This is a genomic window from Lacinutrix sp. WUR7, from assembly GCF_016864015.1.
GTDB lineage: Bacteria > Bacteroidota > Bacteroidia > Flavobacteriales > Flavobacteriaceae > Oceanihabitans.
Genome location: NZ_CP045067.1, coordinates 3,545,615 through 3,566,351 on the forward strand (window position 1 = coordinate 3,545,615; position 20,737 = coordinate 3,566,351).

The 20,737-nt window shown below is 32.2% G+C and carries 14 protein-coding genes; 5 read left to right on the plus strand and 9 right to left on the minus strand.

Features of this window, described 5'->3' with window-relative positions:
- Positions 1–2 precede the first annotated feature (2 nt).
- Together FG167_RS15480 and FG167_RS15485 are read left to right on the plus strand one after the other, a co-directional pair.
- Positions 3–923 carry a serine hydrolase gene (locus tag FG167_RS15480; protein ID WP_203459118.1) on the plus strand — a complete coding sequence of 307 codons (921 nt, stop codon included), beginning with the start codon at positions 3–5 and terminating at the stop codon, positions 921–923.
- Between the two features lie 125 nt (positions 924–1,048).
- A complete protein-coding gene (locus tag FG167_RS15485; protein WP_203459119.1) occupies positions 1,049–3,880 on the plus strand; it encodes an Npt1/Npt2 family nucleotide transporter in 2,832 nt (943 codons plus the stop codon).
- Here FG167_RS15485 and FG167_RS15490 read toward each other — a convergent pair.
- Together FG167_RS15490 and FG167_RS15495 are read right to left on the minus strand one after the other, a co-directional pair.
- Positions 3,870–5,129, minus strand: a complete 1,260-nt coding sequence (locus tag FG167_RS15490) for a serine hydrolase (RefSeq protein WP_203459120.1) — start codon at positions 5,127–5,129, stop codon at positions 3,870–3,872. The two genes, FG167_RS15485 and FG167_RS15490, sit on opposite strands and share 11 nt — an antisense overlap.
- A gap of 10 nt (positions 5,130–5,139) precedes the next feature.
- Positions 5,140–8,046, minus strand: coding sequence for a PEP/pyruvate-binding domain-containing protein (locus FG167_RS15495; RefSeq protein WP_203459121.1), 2,907 nt, complete (start codon positions 8,044–8,046; stop codon positions 5,140–5,142).
- A 473-nt stretch (positions 8,047–8,519) separates the two neighbouring features.
- On the opposite strand from FG167_RS15495, the gene FG167_RS15500 reads away from it, so the two are divergent.
- Positions 8,520–10,937: a TonB-dependent receptor domain-containing protein gene (locus FG167_RS15500; protein ID WP_203459122.1), complete on the plus strand. Its 2,418-nt coding sequence runs from the start codon at positions 8,520–8,522 to the stop codon at positions 10,935–10,937.
- Positions 10,938–10,959: 22 nt separating this feature from the next.
- A complete protein-coding gene (locus FG167_RS15505; protein WP_203459123.1) occupies positions 10,960–12,270 on the plus strand; it encodes a hypothetical protein in 1,311 nt (436 codons plus the stop codon).
- An 80-nt stretch (positions 12,271–12,350) separates the two neighbouring features.
- Here the strand turns inward: FG167_RS15505 and FG167_RS15510 are convergent, their stop codons facing one another.
- The 7 genes from FG167_RS15510 to FG167_RS15540 form a co-directional block, all read right to left on the minus strand.
- Positions 12,351–12,728, minus strand: a complete 378-nt coding sequence (locus FG167_RS15510; RefSeq protein WP_203459124.1) for a hypothetical protein — start codon at positions 12,726–12,728, stop codon at positions 12,351–12,353.
- Between the two features lie 12 nt (positions 12,729–12,740).
- Positions 12,741–13,145, minus strand: coding sequence for a GreA/GreB family elongation factor (locus FG167_RS15515; protein ID WP_203459125.1), 405 nt, complete (start codon positions 13,143–13,145; stop codon positions 12,741–12,743).
- 20 nt (positions 13,146–13,165) lie between these two features.
- The gene (locus tag FG167_RS15520; RefSeq protein WP_203459126.1) at positions 13,166–14,461 is read right to left on the minus strand and encodes a Glu/Leu/Phe/Val dehydrogenase; all 1,296 of its coding nucleotides are present in this window, start codon (positions 14,459–14,461) and stop codon (positions 13,166–13,168) included.
- 12 nt (positions 14,462–14,473) lie between these two features.
- Complete coding sequence (locus tag FG167_RS15525) at positions 14,474–14,611, minus strand: hypothetical protein (RefSeq protein WP_161804621.1); 138 nt, start codon at positions 14,609–14,611, stop codon at positions 14,474–14,476.
- 244 nt (positions 14,612–14,855) lie between these two features.
- Positions 14,856–16,184 carry a sigma-54 dependent transcriptional regulator gene (locus FG167_RS15530; protein WP_203459127.1) on the minus strand — a complete coding sequence of 443 codons (1,329 nt, stop codon included), beginning with the start codon at positions 16,182–16,184 and terminating at the stop codon, positions 14,856–14,858.
- Positions 16,185–16,187: 3 nt separating this feature from the next.
- A complete protein-coding gene (locus FG167_RS15535) occupies positions 16,188–17,288 on the minus strand; it encodes a sensor histidine kinase (protein WP_203459128.1) in 1,101 nt (366 codons plus the stop codon).
- Between the two features lie 47 nt (positions 17,289–17,335).
- Entirely contained in the window at positions 17,336–19,105 is a 1,770-nt protein-coding gene (locus FG167_RS15540; protein WP_203459129.1) for an ABC transporter ATP-binding protein, read from the minus strand.
- 121 nt (positions 19,106–19,226) lie between these two features.
- On the opposite strand from FG167_RS15540, the gene FG167_RS15545 reads away from it, so the two are divergent.
- Positions 19,227–20,438 carry a multidrug effflux MFS transporter gene (locus FG167_RS15545; protein ID WP_203459130.1) on the plus strand — a complete coding sequence of 404 codons (1,212 nt, stop codon included), beginning with the start codon at positions 19,227–19,229 and terminating at the stop codon, positions 20,436–20,438.
- Positions 20,439–20,737: the final 299 nt, after the last annotated feature.

Consider the following 20,737-nt stretch of genomic DNA (forward strand, 5'->3'; position numbering starts at 1 on the left):
AAATGAAAACAAAATTGTTTATTGTGTTATTTCTAGGTCTTAACCTATTCATTAATGGACAAAACGGATTACCTATTCAAGTAGATGATTCGAAAATAATGCCGTTAACAACGCTTAAAAGTTCTTATTTACAAGAAAATTTAGAAAACCAGTTAAATGCAAATCCAAGTTGGAAAAAACTAATTGCACAAAATAAAATGTCTGTTGGTATTGTCGATTTAAGCAATCCTGATCAAGTACGATATGCAAGTGTGAATGGTGAATATATGATGTATGCAGCGAGCTTACCTAAAATTGCTGTTTTATTAACTGCTATGGATGCTATTGACAGAGGAGAATTAAAAGAAACTACCGAAGTTAAAAATGATATGCGTTTAATGATTGGAAAATCTAACAATGCAGCTGCTACACGCATGATAAATAGAGTTGGATATGAAAAAATTGAATCTGTAATGACAGATCCTAAATACATGTTTTATGACGAAGATTGTGGTGGTGGTTTATGGTGTGGAAAACGCTATGGAGGTGGTGGAGACACCAATAGAGAACCTTTAAAAAACCTAAGTCATGCCGCAACCGTAGATCAAGTTTGTCGTTATTACTATTTATTAGCACATGGTAAATTGGTAAATAATAACCGTTCAAAACAAATGTTGGACATTATGGGTACTCCTGATTTACATCATAAATTTGTAAATGCTATTGAAAAAATTGCACCACAAGCACAGTTATTTAGAAAATCAGGTTCTTGGAGAACGTACCATTCGGATTCTATTTTAGTTTGGGGAAATGATCCTAACAGACGCTATATATTAGTAGCATTAATTGATGATGCGAATGGCGAACAAATTATTAGAAGTTTAGTACACCCAATTGAAAACGCTTTAAAGAAAAATACAACAACAAAGCTCGTTTACAACTAATAGCTTTTATTCGTTTTATATAAATAGTTAATATGTATTCCTATTATTTCCTTTTAAGGATTAATAACTAGAATAAATATTAACTATTTTTGCTTGGTATAAATTTCATACAATAAAATCCCAGCATGCCCATAATTAGTATTATTAAGCGCTATATTTTAAAAGTTTTTGATTTAAAAGAAGAGGAGTTAAAAAAAACACTTCTTCTTCAGTTTAATATTTTCATATTAATTACTACATTATTAATTGTTAAGCCTACAATTAATTCCCTTTTTCTATCCGAATTAACTTCAGATGCATTACCATTAGGCTATGTTTTTACTGCTATCATGGCCATAATAGGTTCTTATTTTTATGATAAAGCATTAGAGAAATATGCCTTAAATATTATTATTGACAGAACATTAATTGGTTCTATAATATCATTAATAATATTTGGTGTTGGTTTAAACTTGAACCTAATTACTGGATTTTTACTATATATACCATACATTTGGGTTGCCATATTTGGGTTACTAACTGCTTCCCAATTTTGGATTTTAGCCAACCTAGTATATAATTTTAGAGAAGCAAAACGCGTGTTTGGTTTTATTGGTGCTGGAGCAATAGCAGGTGGTATCTTTGGTGGCTACTTAACCTCTTTACTTACTAATTTTATAAATACCGAAGATTTACTTTTTGTTGCTGCTTTATTATTAACCATATGTATTGTAATCACTAGATTTATTTGGAAAACAGAAGTTATTGAACTAACTCCTTTTCAAGTATCTTTTAGAAGTAATCCAAAAGGAGATTCGCCTTTCAAACTAATAAAGCAATCCAAGCTTTTAAGTTTAATAGCCTTAGTTATTGGTATTAGTGTTTTAGTGGCAAAGTTAGTAGACTATCAATATAGTGATTATGCTTCTCGTTTAATAGATGATCAAGATGCCCTTACCTCCTTTTTCGGATTTTGGCTATCTACTTTAAGTGTTATTTCCTTAATTATTCAATTATTCTTAACGAAACGTATTGTAGGAACTTTTGGTGTCGGAAAATCACTACTATGGTTGCCTTCGGGAATCTTAATTGGTTCCATTCTATTACTTATAATTCCACAATTATGGGTTATTGTATTTATTAAAATTGTAGATGGTAGTTTAAAACAATCTATTAATAAGGCATCTACAGAACTGTTATCTATACCCATACCTATAGACATTAAAAAGAAAACAAAAACCTTCACAGATGTTGTTGTAGATAGTATTGCAACCGGAATTGCTGGTTTTATTTTAATTTTCTTTATTAACGGATTAGATATCTCTTCTACCTATATCAGTATCATTATTATTGTTTTAATACTTGTTTGGCTCACGTTTATTTATTTTTTAAGAAAAGAATATATAACTGCTTTTAAAGATTTACTAGAAATATCTGGGCATAAAAAAGATAAACATGTCAAGGAAGAAATTAAAGTTACCTCGATTATAGATTCGGTAAAAAGAGTATTTCATACGGGAACCGAAAATCAGATTATTAATATGCTTACCAAAACGTTGGAAGAAAAAGACGAACGTTTTTTTAATGGCATAAAAAATCTATTGAACCACCCTTCTTCTCGAGTAAAAGCTTTAGCTCTTGAAAACTTATACTTTCTAAAAACCGAAAACTTGTCCTTACAAATTGAAAACATGGTACAAGACAAAGACCAACATGTTACTACTTCGGCTTTTCGATATTTATTAAAAAACTATCAGCAAAATACCATCGTTTTATTTGAAAAATATATCAATAGCGAAGATAATACGATTAGTAACGCAGCATTATTAGGTTTATCCTTAGAGTTAAGAAATAATCAATTACTGCAAAACAAATTCAATTTAGAGCAAAAAATAGAAGATGCACTTACTAAATATTTAGAATTACAAAATGAAGAATTTAAAAGCAATACCATAAAAACTATTTTAGAAAGTATAGGTAATGCCAAATTAACCACGTATTATAATGTGATTAAAACCCAATTGCTTTCCAAAGATATTGAAATAGTAAAAACAGCCATACGTAGTGCTTCCAAAACCTTAGATTCTGATTTTTTAGATTTAATAATTGCACATTTATCGGTAAAAGAAACGAGATATATTGCCGTAGATGCTTTATATGCTTATAACGAACCTGTTATTGATATTTTATATCATAAAATAATAACAGAAACTATTGACTTTGAAGATGCAGCCTTTGCCATATTAGTAGTTGAAAAATTTAAATCTCAGAAAGCAATCAATACCTTAATTAAGTTAACCAATGACACTGAACATACGGTAAAAGTGGAAGCTATTGAAGCATTGAAACGCTTAAAATGGAAATACCCAAACTTAAAAATTAAAGATCGATTTATTGTCGATAAAATATTAGACGAATGTCAATTATATCAAAACACCTTAGCTGTAATACACACACAAATTGTAATTCAATATAAAAAGAAAGCTGGAGCTACAGAATCTAAAGATGAAAACGAAGCAAGAAACGGATTAATACACGTTTTAGAACATCGTTTAGATAGACAATTACAAAGAATTTTTAGCTTTTTAGGAATAAAATATCCTCCTAATGATGTGGATCCTATTCTAAATAGAATTATCAATGGTAAGGAAGAGCAACGCATTCATGCGATAGAGTTTTTAGATAATATACTAAATAACCAACTTAAAAAAGAGTTGATTCCGGTCGCGGAATCTGTTTTACTAGACTCCAATTCGGAAGAGAAAATTAAGAAATTAAATCTTAAGGTTTTAAGCGAATTAGAATGCTATCATGAATTATTAAAAAGGAAAGATGTAAAATTAAAATTTGCAGTACTCTATCTTATTGAAAAATCGAATACTGCAAATTACAAACCGGTTCTAGAAATGATTCTAATTAATGAAACCAATAAAAAAATTAGAGCAAACACGGAAGCTCTTTTGCAAACTATTTCTTAATTAACTTATCAATATTTGCTGCTAAATACATATGGTCTGAAGCGGAGTTTTTTCGTAATACGTTGGTCATTAAAACTACTAGATAATTTGTGCCATCTGGATGTTCAACAATGGCAACGGAGTTCATAAAATTCTGAACATTCCCCTTATATTTTCCACATTCTTCCCCTTTACTTCTATCGCATTTATATAAACTACCAGATTTAAAATACACAGCTGCATCTTTTAATGCCGGAGATTGCGCATAACGAATTCGTCTATCTGTCATATATAATAATCGTTTCATTTCTAGGCTAGATTGCGCGTCTACAACATTACCTTGTTCTAATTGCACTAGAAATTTCATAATACCAAGTGGCGTACCAATACTTCCACCTTTATCGCCAACATAAGTATTTGCTCCTCTAGTAAAAAAGCTTCCTAAACGCCATTCGTCGGTTGTTATTCCTAAATCACGTAATGGTATATTAACCACGTCATTTCCTATATCTGTTAATACCTTTCTTTCGGTAGTTTTAAAATACGTTAATGCTTCTTCTTCGGTTAACTCTGGGTATTTCTCACCAAAAGCTTGCATTAATAATACTTCACGCCAAACTATACTTGCCGCACCATTATTACTAACAGAAACCATATGATCTGCCCATTCAAATAAGGAAAACGAATCGCTAGCAGTTACTTGTCGTTTTACTAATTTCTTAGTTTCTATATTATAAATAGGAATGGTATGCTCATCCGTTAAGCCCCAAACTCCAGAAGTAACAACTTTAGTTTTTAATAGCTGAATACGCTTATCAAAATCATCCGGATAAATTTTTGCTAGCTGATCAAATAAACCTATTAAAACTGCTAGTTTCCCGACACTTCCTGGTTGATAACCGTAAGTTTCGTTTCTATGTGCATATTTAATTTGATATAGGTTTGTAATATCTAAAATAGTTAAAGAATAACTTTTATCTAGTCCTCTAAATAAGTTGCTAATCTCTTGCTGAAAGGCAGGGCTTTCCTTAAAAAAACAATGTAAACTGTCGGATGCTTTTTCTCTTAAGTTTAATTTAATGTCTGCATACGATTTAAAAGCTCCTTCTGGCAAGGTAGATTTTTCTACAATTTCGCCACTTTTAATTAGTTCTAATCGCTTTAAACGTTTTATTCCCGTGTACTCATAGCCATCAATAGGATATACCATTATTGTGGTAAAAGCAGAACTAACGCATATTACTAATAATACTAAAATTATTTTTTTCATGTTTTATTTTTTATATTTTTTTTAAAAACGAAATCACTTTATTCGTATCAATAGTTGGTGTTATGGATTCTAAATACGAAGAACTTAATGCTTTCTTATTTTCTACAAAAGGTCTAATTTGAAACAACCATAATTTGTCATCCTTAAATCCTAACTCTACATCATAAGCTCCATCATAATCGGAGTTTGTTTCTTTTGGCATTCTTTCTCGTATTGTTTTTGCAAGCTGTTTAATATCCTGAAGGTTTTGCGTATTTAAAATAGGCTGAACAAAGTTCGCTGTCTTTTTAAGTGTCCCACCAGTTATTGGTAGACTATTATAAAAGCGCTCTCTAGAAGGTGCTAATAACTGATTGCCACCTGCATCTTTCAGTAAATACGTTTCTGCTGACTGTCCGTCTACCGCGCCACCTGCTCCTCTACTAAAAGCTATAGTTAAATCTTTATCGTTACCAGAAGTCAATCCTTTAGTAATTAAAACCCCTGAATAATCTACATCTACGCTAGGAATTACTAAAATAGAAGGGAATACATTTTCGGGATTTAATAAATATTTCTGTCTCCATTTAAAACTACGTTCTGTATAAGGAGAAGCCCAAACATCTTTTATACCTTCTAATATTTTGTTTTTATCGACCACATTGAATAAGGTTAGATTTAAGCCTGCTCCTGTAAATTCTTTTAAATCTTCCATGTTAGTATCACTCCTTAAAAATACCGGAATTTCTCCTAAGCCTTTTCCTAACACCGATTTAAAATCCTTTTCCATTTGTGATATAAAATCGGACTTTAAAGGCATTTTTTTAATGGCTGCACGTAAGATTTCTAGCTTACCTAATTGATAATACTCAATCTCTTCTTGAGCAATACCTTTGGCTTCCATTGCAGTTGCTTCTTGAAACATGGCAGTTAAAAATTGCCAATACGATTGGTTTTGTTCCGGCATTTCTTGATCCATATGATCTCTAAATATTCCAAAAGGAATCACTAAACCTTCTACTACTTGCTCTGGGAACATTTTTTTAAGCTGTCCTAAATTGGCTGCTTTTGGTCCGCAAATCTTACCCGAATTACTAGCATCTACACTTCGTAGGTTTAAAACTTTGGTTTCATTTAAAACAATGTTTTCCACAGGGACTTCAATTTTTCCTTCTTTACGTTCTTTTTTTGCAAATAAGGCGACTTCTTCCGCAGACATATCTTTCTCTGCTTTAATAATCACATTTCCATTATTAGAAACGGCATAAAATACTTTTTGCCCACTAAATGATTTTAAATTATCTAGGTTTTCATCAGATAATGCAGCATTTGGAATTCCCAAATTACGTGCTAATAACTGCACGTGCGACACCATATTCCCTTCGGAAACGGTTGCTATTCCAGCAATTGGTTTTAAATCTGCTGGCGGACGTTGAAACACATATATTTTATTAGAAGATACTTCAATAGCATCTGGAGATCCGGCAACAACCACTAATTCACCAAAAGCATAACCCGGATTTAAACCACGAATGGTACTCTGATTTGGAATGTTTAGTACTTTATTGGTTAACGACGATTCTTTAGCTATAAATTCGCCTAATTCACCTACTGCCTTACCTAAATGTAAAGCAATAGAACCTCTAATTTTATCATCAATAAAACCATAAGCTAATGGTTCAAAATTGGTATAAATATCGACCTCGTTTTGGTAATTCGCTTTCACCATTCCAGAACTCCACTCTACCAAACTTCTTCCGTTTTGTAAAGTAGACGTTAAATCTCCAAGCGTTGCTTCATTAATAGTATTAGGAGATTTACTTAAGTTTAAAGATTCCCATTCGTGTAGTTCAATATAACCTGTTGCAGCTGTTGCCATGCCCAAATAACATACTTTATCTACTAACTGCTCTAAGGTTTCCGCTTGCCAAAGTGGTGCGTTTTTTAAAATAACTTCTTCTAATTTAATAGAAACATCTAGCATTTGTAAACGTGCTAAAGGTCTTTTTTCAGATAACAGATTGGCTCTTAAGTTAACTAGTAATTCTGCAGTATCTTGAATGAGGTCTGCAACATTTGTTGTGGTATTATTTGCGAAAGCATAATCTTTAAAGGCTTCCCCAAAAGGCGTTGTTTTTAATAAGGTAGATTTTTGCTGTAACGAGATTAAATCTATTGGTTTAAAAAAAGTAGTCATAGTACCTACTAATTCCTCTAACACTTTAGTTTGACTACTAGATAGTTTCCCTGTATGCTTGGTTTTAAAAGCTTTCACTTTTTGAATATCCACAATTTCTGGTTGCGCATGTATTTTAACTCGTAAATCCATGAATGCAGGATACAAATCAGAAAGCACTTTAGACTGACTACGCATCAATTGTGCTAGATTATCATCACCACTATGCGGAATATCACTTAAAGACTGTCTTATTAAATAATAATTATCTACCAACAGTTCATCTTTAGAAAGCAACCAATTATAAAAATCGACTCCCCAAGCTTCTTCATCTTCCGATTGGATTGCACCTCTATAAAATTGGCTTTTTTGATTAATCCAACCAGCATCAACAGCTCTTAAATATTTATCTATTTGGTATTGTTTTAATCTGGAATTATTATTATCCGCATCCCAAAATGCTTCGTTTTTTGTGTTCGTTAAAATCTGACCTAAAAAAACATGATTGCTTTTCGCTAGTTTTTCAACTTCATCTTTATATCTAGCATGCTGATTTCCAGGCCCAATATTATCTGGACAAGGATCTTTTGGTTGTCTAATACTTCCGTCTGTACAAAACCAACGAATGTCTTTATACGGACCACGAAGATCGTTTTTGTATAAGGAGATTTGCTCTTTTATCTTCTCTGAATCCAGCTTTTGTGCCATTAAGGAAGAAGAACATAAAAAAATACTAAAGCAAAATAGAAGTCTATTTTTCATTTTAATTATTAGGGTTGATATAAATTATAATATATCACTAATATATATAATAAACAATATGAAAACACATAGCTAATATTAAAAATGAAAAAGTTTTATAGGACTATCCTTTTAAACATACAAAGAGGTTTTAATACACGAATATTTGAAAAAAAAGAGAGTTAAAACATAGCAATAGCTTAGCTAATTCGGTGCTTTTACGCTGTACTAAGTAACCTTTTTGGAATCCGTTTTTAAGTCCATATCTTTTTATAAAATGGACATCTAACATCAAACAGTGGATGAAATTTAAGAAAACTAAAATGTAATCTTCTCTTTAGTCAACAAATATTATTTTAAAATAGCACGACCTAAACATCTCTAAACAAGCGGTATAATTTTATAAAAAAAAGAGTTAAAAAATATTCCAAAAAAATCCTTATTTTTATTTGGAATAAATATAAATAAGGATACTTTTGTAAAAAATTTAAGACGTGTTTCCATACCAAACATTATCCATTTATCTATTTCTATTTTTTAGTATTTCTGCTATTGCTCAGCAAGGAGATTTTTACGGTAAAGTAAAATTTGACACTAAAGAACCCGCTGTTGCTACCTATATCATGCTTAAAGGTGAATCCATTCAAAAAGAAACAAGCGCAAATGTAAACGGTGCTTTTAATTTTAAAAACCTTCCGTTTGGCACCTATACCCTAGCATTTTATTCCTTAGATGCAAAACCTAAAACGATTACGGTATTGTTGGATTCTAAAAGTAAAGAGGTGAATATTGTTTTAGAAATTTCGGAATTTCAAGAATTAGACGAAGTACTTGTCAGATCGAAAACAGTACAACAAAAAATAGAGGAAAAAGGATTTGCAGTTAATGTCATTGAAACCAAAGCTGCAGCAATACAATCCATTCAAGTAAATGAATTATTAGATCAATCTGCTGGTGTTCGTGTTAGACAATCTGGTGGTTTAGGTTCTCATGCACACTATAACTTAAATGGAATGACCGGAAATTCTGTTAAAGTCTTTATTGACGGTGTTCCTATTCGAAATTTCGGACCTTCCTTTTCTTTAAACAGCATCCCTCCTTCTTTAATCAAACGAATAGAAGTTTACAAAGGTGTTGTGCCTCCGCATTTATCCGATGATGCCATGGGTGGAGCCATTAACATTGTGCTTAATAGTATTACTAAAAACGAATTAAAAGCATCCATTTCTGCTGGATCTTTCGGAACCTATCGTGCAGATATAAATGGTGGATACCGAAACAACAAAAATGGTTTTACCGCAAGAGGTTCTGCTTTTGTAAATTATGCCGATAACAATTATAAAGTTTCTGGAGATCAAGTTGCAGTAGCACTTTCGGCTGGTACTCCAGATGTTTATATTGAAGCAGAACGTTTTCATGACAGATACAGATCGCAAGGTGGTAAAGCAGAATTTGGTTATACCAATGTAGCATGGGCAGATAAATTACTAGCGAGTGTATTGCTTTCCAACATGGATCAGCAAATACAAACAGGTGCTACTATGGAAATTGTTTATGGTAATAGATTTACCGAACAAAGTACCAATATGTATAGTTTAGATTATGCTAAAAAAGATTTTATTAAAAATCTAGATTTCAGTGCTTTTGCTTCTTTCTCCAAATTACACCGAAAAACTATAGATACTATTGCTACGCAATACAGTTGGTTAGGGCATCCTACCAGTTATTATAACGATCCAGACGTTTGGGCTTCTGGAGCGGAAGCTGGAGATCCAACATTACAAAAAGATATCGATCAAACGATTAATACAAGAACAAACTTAGCATACCACCTAAACGAAAATAACACCATTCAATTAAACCATTTATTAAATACGTTTACTAGAGATTCTGACGATCCCATGCTTCCTGCTGTAGAAAATGCACTAAAAGAAGAACGTGAATACAGCAAATCTATTTTAGCACTTTCCTTTGAGAACTTAGCATTTAAAGATAAACTAAGGACTTCTATTTTTGCAAAATCCTATTATATGGATAGAACTTCTAAATTAAGAACTAGAACTTCTAACACCTCTACTGCCACTATAGTGATTGAAGAAAACAATATAAGCTCTAACGATTTGGGTTATGGAGGTTCCATTTCTTATACCTTTTCTCCAAAGTTCACCGTATTTGGTTCTGCTGAAAAAGCGATTCGTTTACCTGAAGCTAACGAGGTATTTGGTAATGTTGCAGCTAATGTAAATGCTTCCGTAAATCTGAAACCAGAACATAGTAACAACTATAATTTAGGATTTACCTATGAGAATATAGCGTATAAAAAACACACTTTCGGAGTAACATCTAATGTATTTATTAGAGACACCGAAGATCTAATTATGCAATTCCCTACAGGAAGTAATGAGGAATTCTTCGAAAATTCTAATATCGGAAAAATCTACACAGAAGGTTTTGACTTTACGCTAAACTATAATTATGACGAAAAAATATATTTCAGTGGTAACACTTCTTTCTTTAATGCTCGTGATTATAATGTCACCTATGATGTGAACGGAAACCCAATTACACCTAGCTATGAAAGGCTAGCCAATACGCCATATTTTACAATGAATTATAATTTAAAATTCGATACACCGAATTTTATTCAAAAAGGATCCAAACTATCTAGTTACACCAATTTACTTTATGTACATGAATTTTTCAGACATGGTAGTACGCTTGGTGGAGCAGGAAAAACAATAATTCCTAGTCAAACATCTTTCGATGCAGGATTTGCATATACTTTTCCGAAAAAGAAAATCACATTAAGTTTTGATGTAAAAAACATATTGAACAATCAAATATTCGATAATTACGCGCTGCAAAAACCAGGAAGAGGTTTTTATAGCAAACTTTCATTTACAATTTTATAAAACCAATTTTAATCTAAACATTATGAATTTTAATTTCAAATCTTTATTAAATATAGTCTGTTTATCGGCTATAACTTTAGTTACATTTTCTTGTGGTAGTGATGATGATATTTCTTCTGGAACCACTGAGGGAGAATCTGCTTATAGACCATACCATTTAGTAATAGGATCTAGCTCAACAGGAGATTCTGCTACATATACACAAGGAGTTACGGTAGAAGAACTTAACGACCCAACCAAAACATTTACATTTAATGGTTTTGGTTATGAAGTGCCTTCTACACGTACAGCAAGAGTTTACACATCTAATGATGGTAAAACGGTATACAACTTGAATTATGGTGGTGGTGATATTTCAAAATATAACTACGTGAGCGGACAAAACTATAATTTAAGTTTAACAACCGATATTCAAGCGGTAATGGGAACAGCATATCCGCGTTGGACAAAAATTGATGATAATTATGCCATGTTGCATAATGTAATTACAGAAAACATCTATGAAGATCCAACAGATGAAACTTCGCCTTACATTAGAACTATCGCGACAGTTACTTTAGCAAGAGTAGATTTAAATACCATGTCTGTTTTAGAAAATACTTCTTTTGAATTCCCATATAGCAATGATGAAACTGCAGAAGGAATTCACACCTTTCGTATTGATGCTCCTGTAATTACCAATGGAAAATTATACTATGGTGTTGCTAAAAGATTTTTTGATGCTTTAACTGGTGAAAATGGAACTATGGTTTATGATAACGTAGAGACATTAGTTGTAGATTACCCGTCTTTAGATAATGAAACGACGATTGTTTCTACATTAGCACAAGGTTCTACTAACGGTTACAGAACTCCTGTTGCGCATAAAGATGCATTTGGAGACACCTACCAACTAGTAACTAACGGAGATGCTTCTATAATGAAAATTAGTAATGGTGTTTATGATACTGCATACAATACATTTAATATTAAATCACTTTTAGGTCATAATGCAGAAGCGAACACAGGTTGGTTTTATGTAGGTAATGGAATAGGTTATGTTCCTGTTTTAAATACAGATTTAGGAGATAATGCAAGTTCTAATTGGGATATTGTTCGTGTAGACGTTTATAATAAAACAGCTGTGAAATTAAATATTTCTTTAGACTTATGGTTACGTCAATACCAATGGGCAAGTGTTATTGATGGTAAATTATATATGGCATTAACCTCTTTAGGAGGATCTGGTAATGTATATATTTTAGATCCAAGTTCTACAAGTGCAGATGGTTTTACAACTGGAGCAACTCTACATACAGGAACTTCGGATGCTTCTTATATTGGATTATTCTAAAACTGAATGCCATTTTAAATAAAATTAAAAAGCCAAAACAAGATATTGTTTTGGCTTTTTTCTACTTAGTTATTAGGTATTTAGGAAAGCATCTTAGAATAGAATTGGTCTTTATGTGATCTATAATTACCGATTGCTTTTATATATTTTTCTCTTAAATTTTCATGCTTATTAATATAAAATAAATCGCATTCAAAATCATCACATTCTTTATAATGTACCATACTATTTTTATAACTCAGCAATTCATTTAAAAAAGATTGATTTTTAATAATTAACTCTAAAAAGTGATCTCTAAATTCCCTGTTTTTAATAACGTTTGAAGCTATTTTTGCTAATCTATCACTTTCATTAAGAATATAATTAATATGAGACAGCCATAAGTTTAACTCTTCAGCACTTCTTTTCTGAACAATTTGCTCATCGCTATCATGGTTAAAAAATGTATTCAATTCCATAACTTTTATTTTTTATTTCTTTACTTTTTCTGTCCGTTTTACTTCTTTAATTTCTAAAGATTTCACACCTCCAGGAAACTCCCAATCTATCACATCTCCCTCTGCGTAGCCAATAATAGCTAAACCCATTGGGGTTAAAATAGAAACTTTTTTATTCGAAAAATTACTTTCTGTTGCTCCTACCAGTTGAAAATCATTTTGCCAACCATCTTTTGTTGCCACAACGACATTAGAATTAAACCGAATAATATCTTCTGGTAATTCTTTTTCATCTAATATTATAGCACTTTTCAACTCTTCCTTCAATCTTAAAATAGAGGACTTTCTTGTAGATTCTTTATAACTTTCAGATAAATTAAGTAACTGTTTTAATGTAACATATTCCTTTTTCTCTAATACTATACTGCCATACTTCATGTTCTGTTCTTTTTAAATTATTAAGGAAAAATTCCTCGTTGTACATACGCCTTTTCAATACGTTCTATTGCTATAAAATAAGCTGCCGAGCGTAAATCTATGTCTTTACTTTCTGCTTTATTTAGCACCTTATTAAAGACCTCTTTTATTTTTTTATCTAGTTTGATTAAGATTTCATCTAACTCCCACAGCTCTCCGTTTCGGTTTTGTAACCATTCAAAATAACTACCAATTACACCTCCAGAATTACATAAAATATCTGGAATGATGGTACTTCCCTTTTCTAATAGTATTTTTTCTGCTTCCACAGTTGTTGGTCCGTTTGCACCTTCAGCTATTAAAAAAGCTTTAATATCGTTAGCATTTTCTTTAGTAATTTGATTACCTAATGCTGCAGGAATACAGATATCACAGTCTAAAGCAAAGAAATCTTCTTTTAAAACAGCTGTAGCGCCTGGGAATCCTTGAATACTTCCTTGGTTATTTTTAATGTATTCAAACAAATGCTCCACAGACAATCCTTCGGTGTTAGAAATAGATCCAAAAGCATCCTGAACACCTACCATTTTGGCACCTTCTAATTCTAAAAAGTGTGCTGCCCAATAGCCTACGTTTCCAAAACCTTGTACAATAAAAGTTTTTCCTTTTAGGTCTACATTCTTATTTTCTGCCCAATATTTAATGGTTAAAAACACACCAAATCCTGTTGCTCTATCTCTACCTTCTAATCCTCCAGAACCTACAGGCTTTCCGGTTACTACGTGTTGGTTTTTAGAACGTTCAGATGGTGCTTTTGTAGACATATAGGTATCTGCAATCCAAGCCATAGTTTGCGAATTTGTATTTACATCTGGAGCTGGAATATCGTGTTCTGGTCCAATATTTTCTCCTAAAGCATACGTAAAACGTCTTGTAATACGTTCTAATTCTCCATTAGAATATTTTTTAGGATCCATTTGAATTCCTCCTTTTGCTCCACCATAAGGCAATCCTGCTAGTGATGTTTTCCAGGTCATCCACATTGCTAATGCTTTTACAGAATCTATATCTATTGTAGGATGGTAACGTAATCCTCCTTTATACGGACCTAAAGCGTTGTTGTGCTGTACTCTGTAACCTTTAAAAATCTCCACTTCTCCATTATCCATACGCACTGGAAAATGAATGATTAATTCGTTATTAGTTACTTCTAGTATTTTTCTAATGTTTGGATTTAAATCAACCATATTTGCTGCAGTATCAAATTGTTGCATAACATTTGCCAGCATCCCTTGTTTTGGTTGTTTTTTCTTTTTTAATTCTTTTGTTAAAGTCATCTTTTGTTTTGTTTAGATCATTTCAATAGCACGCTCGGTAGTTTGGTACTCGAAGGCCTTTTTTGTAGTTCGTTTTTCTTGGTCGTAATTATTAATAGCAGCTATTTCATGCTCACTACAAGACCATATAAAATTTTTATTTGTAGTCAAACTACAGTCGTTGTTATATTTGCAATTACTGCATAAGCTGTTTTCCATAACACTATTCATTTTTTAGTTTTATATATTGTAAACCTAAAGGCAACTGCTGTGCCATGAAAAGAATAGTTTTATTTAAAAACTACTAAACCGCTGTAAGACAATATTTTACAAAGAGAAAATAAGAGTATAGAATTATATTGATGTGAGGTGATTTTACGCTACTGTGTAAATATTACGCACTTTTAGAAGCGCTTTATTTTATTTTTTCACCTAAGGTTTTACGATCTATTTGAAGAATTTTAGCCGCTTTCGTTTTATTATTATTGGTAGCCTCTAAAACTTTAAGGATGTATTTTTTCTCCATTGCTTTTAAAGGTAGGAACTCCTGATTTTCTTCTGGGAAGGCAATCGTATATTTTAAATGATCCGGTAGATCTTGAATACGAACCTGCTTTTCGCACATAATTACAGCGCGCTGAATAACATTTTCTAGTTCTCTAATATTTCCTGGCCAATTATATCGTTCTAAAGCAGCAAGTGCTTCTGAAGAAATAGAGATTAATTTGTCTTTAAACTCCACGCCATACTTAAACAAAAACTTATTTACTAAAAGAGAGATGTCTTCTTTTCGTTCTCTTAATGGAGGAACTTCTATCTCAACAACGGTTAAACGATAGTAAAGATCTTCCCTAAAACGCCCTGTTTTTATTAGGTCTTTCAGATTGACATTGGTTGCAGCAATGACGCGAATATCTACAGGTTCTACCTTTTGTGAGCCTACACGAACCACTTCCTTTTCTTGTAAAACACGCAACAAACGCAATTGTGTTGCTAAAGATGCATTTCCTATTTCGTCTAAAAATATAGTTCCTTTATTTGCTGCTTGAAAGAATCCATTTCTATCATTCTCTGCACCTGTAAAAGCACCTTTGGTATAACCAAACAACTCCGATTCTAATAAGTTTTCAGGGATAGCACCACAATTTACAGCAATAAAAGGTGCTGTTGCATATTTACCCATATAATGAATAGAACGCGCAACTAGCTCTTTTCCTGTTCCGCTTTCTCCGGTTATAAAAACGGTTGCTTTATTATTTTTAACACGATCGATAACATCGGTTACTTTTTTTATCGCTGGAGATTGTCCAATAAGTTCACCATAGGCCTTTTTATCTTCCGTTTTATTAGAAGTAACTAGCACTTTTTTTGGTTGTTCTTTTAAAGCTTTTGCAACGGCTGTTTTTAATTCCTCTTTAGTAAATGGCTTGGTTAAATATTCCATTGCTCCAGATTTAAAGGCATCTAAAGCACCTTCAATAGAAGGAAAACCAGTAACCACTAGTTTTGGTATGTTTGGAAAATGCTCGGAGACATATTTTACCAACTCTAAACCATCTACACCAGGCATTTTTAAGTCGGTAATTAATAAATCTATCGACTTATCTTGTAAGATAGCAATAGCTTCTTTTACCGAAACCGCCTTATACGTATGATAATTTAATGCTTGTAAATGTCGTTGAATGAGCTCTAAAATATGAACATCATCATCCACAATTAATATATTTTCACGATTTAATTCCATGCTTTAATTTTTAGGAAGGTTTATAGTAAAAATAGTTCCTTTTGGAATATTGGGTTTATGTTTTATGCTTCCTTTATGACTTTTAACAATACCATGTACAACGCTTAATCCTAAACCAGAACCTTCTCCAACAGGTTTTGTTGTAAAAAAAGGATTAAAAATACTTTCGCTATTCGCTGCATCAATTCCTTTTCCTTGATCGCTAATTTGTATTTCAATATCCTTTTCATTTTGGATTACATGCACTTTTATAATACCGTTTTTTGGTGAAAAATAAATAGCATTAATAACTAAATTAAAAATAACTTGGGTTAACTGAATAGCGTCTACACGAAGTGGAATATCTGTATCTTCAAATTGCAATTGGCAATCAATATTCTTTTTAATGAAATTAGGTTTTAAAAGACTGATGGCATCTTTAATAATTGGAACGATATTCGTTACTTTCATTTGCTGTGGCATATCACAAGAAAAAAACATGAGTTTTTTAACTACTTCTCTCGAATAAATTGCACTATTTGTAATTTTTTCTAAATCGTTTATAGCTTTTGTATTATTTACAAACTGCTCTTTCAATAGCTCTGAATACCCTAAAATATTTGCCAATGGCGTATTAAGTTCATGCGCAATTCCTGCTGTGATTTCTCCTAAAATAGCTAAACGGTCTGTACGTTCTATTTGTCTTCTAGTTATCGCTTCGTTTTCTAGAATTTGTTTTCGTTCTAATAAATTCCCAATTTCTAAAGCTACTTTTTGTAAAAGCTGTTTTTCTTCATTTAAAAAACTATTCGCAGTATATTTAGATTCAGAATACCCAATTTTTATAGAACCAATTGGTGTATTAAAGGTTTTAATAGCCGAAAGAATAAACACTTTTTCTACAGGGGCTTTTCCTGTTTTAAATAATGCATCCTCTATCAATATTTCTACGGAAGCATCTTCCGGAAAACGAATAGCATCTTTTAAACTTATTGCTATCGCTTGTATGGTAGGATTAATGTCTTCAATATTACAATTAGCGATATACGAACTTATTGCATACAAACAAGTAAGCTCTTTAATACGCTCTTTTAATTTATCTTCTGTTGTAATTAATGGTGCCATAATACTAATTTACAAAACAAAAATACATATTTTAATTCATGCGTTTGTTAAATTTTAGCTTGATAGGTATACAAGTCAAAGTATCTACCTTTGGATGCAATTAAGGTATCATGATTTCCTCGCTCTGCAATTTTCCCATTTTCAATTACCAAAATTTGATCTGCTTTACGAATCGTACTTAATCGGTGCGCAATCACAATTGTTGTTCTATTTTTAGTTAATTGCGCTAAAGATTTCTGAATTAACGCTTCACTTTCGGTATCTAAATTAGAAGTCGCTTCGTCTAAAATAATCACTTTTGGATCTGCAAGAATTGCTCTAGCTATTGCAATACGTTGTCTTTGTCCGCCAGACAGCTTCACACCTCTTTCGCCAATCAGTGTTTCTAAACCATCATCAAAACGATCCGTAAACTCATTCACATAAGCTGCTTTAACTGCTGCTTGTAATTGTTCTTCGGAAGCATTTGGTCTAGGAAACATAATATTTTCTCTAATGGTTCCTTCAAACAAAAACTCATCTTGCAACACAACTCCTAAATGTCTTCGGAAGCTATTTAATTTTACTTTAGATAAATCTTTACCATCGATGGTTATTTGACCCGATTCCGGATTTAAAAAGGTAGCAGATAATCCTGCAATAGTAGATTTTCCGGATCCCGAACTACCAACCAAAGCAATCACAGAACCCGAAGGTGCTTTAAAACTAATATCATGAAGCACAGACTTTCCTTCTTCGTATGCAAAAGAAACATCCTTAAATTCTATTTCTCCTTTAAAATCTTGCAATTCTTCAGTACGATTGGCATCATCCTCTTCCGCAGCCATATTCATCAATTCTTCCGTTCTATCTAATCCTGCTAATGCTTCGGTTAACTGACTTCCAATATTACTCATTTGAATAATTGGAGCAATCATAAATCCTAAAACTAAAGTGAAGAATAGAAAATCTCCCGTAGTCATTTCGCCAATAATCATATAATAGCCACCAATTCCCATGATTCCAGTAGTTGCAACTCCTATTAAAAAAGTAGATGAACTAGTCATTAAAGCAGTAGCGGTTAAACTCTTTTTTACATTTTGAAACAATCGATCTACTCCTTTTTCAAAAGCTAGATTTTCTTGTTCTTCGGCATTAAACGCTTTAATGACACGAACTCCAGCTAAAGTTTCGGTTAATCGACCTGTAACCTCTGCATTAATTTTACCTCTAGTTCTAAAAATGGGTCTTATATATTTAAATGCTTTTAATGCGATTATTCCGAAAATAGATAATGGAATGAATACAAAAAGTGTCATCCAAGCATTTAGTTTAATTAAAATAATTAGAGATACTACTGCAGTAAATGTTCCTCCAACTAATTGCACTAAACCTGTACCAATAAGATTTCTAACACCTTCTACATCGGTCATTATTCTAGAAACTAATGCACCAGATTTTGTATTATCAAAAAAGCTAATAGGAAGCGATAGCACCTTTTTTTGTACTTGTGCTCGTAACTCTGAAATTAAGTATTGTGCCTGAACACTCAATATTTTTGTCAATAAATAAGAAGTAACTGCTTGGACTAAAATTGCAAGTAATACAATACCTATTAAAGTGTATAACTGACTAGGATCTTTAGATGGCACAACGTCATCAAGCAATACTTTACTTTGCCAAGGCAATATTAACCCAGAAATACTTTTAATGATGATTAGGATCAAACCAATGAATACCAATTTACGTCTTGGCCAAATAATGGTCTTAAAGGCCTTAACCATAGTTACTTTTGGTTTTGTTTTATCTTTATTATCCGAAGATTTTAAATGCTGCATTTTATTAAATTTATTATGCGAAGATACGCTGAAAAAACAATCTGTTTCTCCTAATAAATTAATGTTTTGTTAATTCAAAAAAAGAAAGATGTAATGTTAACTTTTAACGTACTTTTGCCAAATGCAAAAAAAACAAACTGTAAAATTTGAATTTATAGCCTTAATGGCTTCCTTAATGTCTATTGTTGCTTTAGCTATTGATGCTATTTTACCTGCAATGTCGGCAATCGGGATTTCAATTAACAGTCTGGATACCAACAACAACCAATTGCTAATTACCATGATTTTTCTTGGTTTAGGTTTTGGTCAATTATTATTTGGACCATTGTCCGATAGTTTTGGAAGAAAACCAATTGTATATATTGGGTTTTCTGTTTTTGCTGTTGCTAGTGTTATTTGTGTGCTCGCTCCTTCCCTAGAATGGATGGTTGCTGGAAGAATTTTACAAGGTATTGGCTTAGCAGCACCAAGAACCATTGCCATTGCTGTTATTAGGGATATGTATAAAGGCGATTACATGGCAAAAATCATGTCTTTTGTAACTACCTTTTTTATTTTAGTTCCTGTTATTGCTCCTGTAATGGGGAAATTTATTTTAAACCATTATAATTGGAAAGGCATTTTTTATGTACAATTAGTCATGGCTTTATTAGTCAGTATTTGGTTTTGGAAAAGACAACCAGAAACCCTAAAACCAGAATATAAAATTAAGTTTACCAAGCATGTTTTTCTGGATGGTTTAAAGGAATTAATAAAACACAAAGAAACCATGGGATTTACCGTTATTTCTGGTCTTATTTCTGGGGCTTTTATTGTGTATTTAAGCGCATCCCAAATCATTTTTGAAAACCAATATGGTTTGATTGATGAGTTCCCATACATTTTTGCTGGCTTAGCTGCCGGTGTTGGTTTATCTACTTTTTTAAATGGTAGTTTTGTTATGCGAATAGGTATGTGGCGTTTGTCTTATTTAGCAATTATACTATTTAGTGTAAATGCGTTCATATATGTGCTTCTTTTTTGGAATTCTGCAAACCCACCCTTAGCAATAATTCTCTTATTTATGGCGGTTCAGTTTTTTACTATTGGCTTTATTTTTGGAAACTTAAGAGCTATAGCCATGGAACCTATTGGCCATATTGCAGGAATTGGGGCAGCAATTACAGGATTTGTATCGACATTAATGGCTGTGCCAATTGCTAATTTTATTGGAAGCTTTGTTAAAGATACTGCCTTACCGCTATTTATAGGTTTCACCGTTTTTGGAACCCTTTCTTTCTTTATTTTTATTCGTATGCGTGTTTTGCATTCGCGAAGTTTGGTGGATGCTTAATTACATTTAGCTGTTCTCAACACCATTTTCAAAAAAAACATACTCGTTTACGCGCTCCTTCCTTTAACTAAAGGAAGGTGGTTTTTGTTGTAACAAAAATCGGATGGTTTGCAGAGAAAGGCGAAGCTCTTTTAATAAAACTTTTCTTTTTTCTTTACGTTCATTTTGTCTTGATACAAAACGAACCAAACCTGCCTGTCGGCAGGCAGGAAATCAGTATCAAAAGTAGGAAATTACTAAAGTACCATTCGCTGCTACATTAATAATCATCCTTTTTTGGTGTATATATTTTCAATCCT

Bases quoted from the DNA above. Each gene is read 5' to 3' on its own strand.
- FG167_RS15515 (WP_203459125.1), bottom strand. From the start codon at position 13,145: ATGAAGTATGGCAGTATAGTATTAGAGAAAAAGGAATATGTTACATTA.
- FG167_RS15485 (WP_203459119.1), top strand. From the start codon at position 1,049: ATGCCCATAATTAGTATTATTAAGCGCTATATTTTAAAAGTTTTTGAT.
- FG167_RS15520 (WP_203459126.1), bottom strand. From the start codon at position 14,461: ATGACTTTAACAAAAGAATTAAAAAAGAAAAAACAACCAAAACAAGGG.
- FG167_RS15530 (WP_203459127.1), bottom strand. From the start codon at position 16,184: ATGGAATTAAATCGTGAAAATATATTAATTGTGGATGATGATGTTCAT.
- FG167_RS15490 (WP_203459120.1), bottom strand. From the start codon at position 5,129: ATGAAAAAAATAATTTTAGTATTATTAGTAATATGCGTTAGTTCTGCT.
- FG167_RS15495 (WP_203459121.1), bottom strand. From the start codon at position 8,046: ATGAAAAATAGACTTCTATTTTGCTTTAGTATTTTTTTATGTTCTTCT.
- FG167_RS15480 (WP_203459118.1), top strand. From the start codon at position 3: ATGAAAACAAAATTGTTTATTGTGTTATTTCTAGGTCTTAACCTATTC.
- FG167_RS15535 (WP_203459128.1), bottom strand. From the start codon at position 17,288: ATGGCACCATTAATTACAACAGAAGATAAATTAAAAGAGCGTATTAAA.
- FG167_RS15540 (WP_203459129.1), bottom strand. From the start codon at position 19,105: ATGCAGCATTTAAAATCTTCGGATAATAAAGATAAAACAAAACCAAAA.
- FG167_RS15545 (WP_203459130.1), top strand. From the start codon at position 19,227: ATGCAAAAAAAACAAACTGTAAAATTTGAATTTATAGCCTTAATGGCT.
- FG167_RS15505 (WP_203459123.1), top strand. From the start codon at position 10,960: ATGAATTTTAATTTCAAATCTTTATTAAATATAGTCTGTTTATCGGCT.
- FG167_RS15510 (WP_203459124.1), bottom strand. From the start codon at position 12,728: ATGGAATTGAATACATTTTTTAACCATGATAGCGATGAGCAAATTGTT.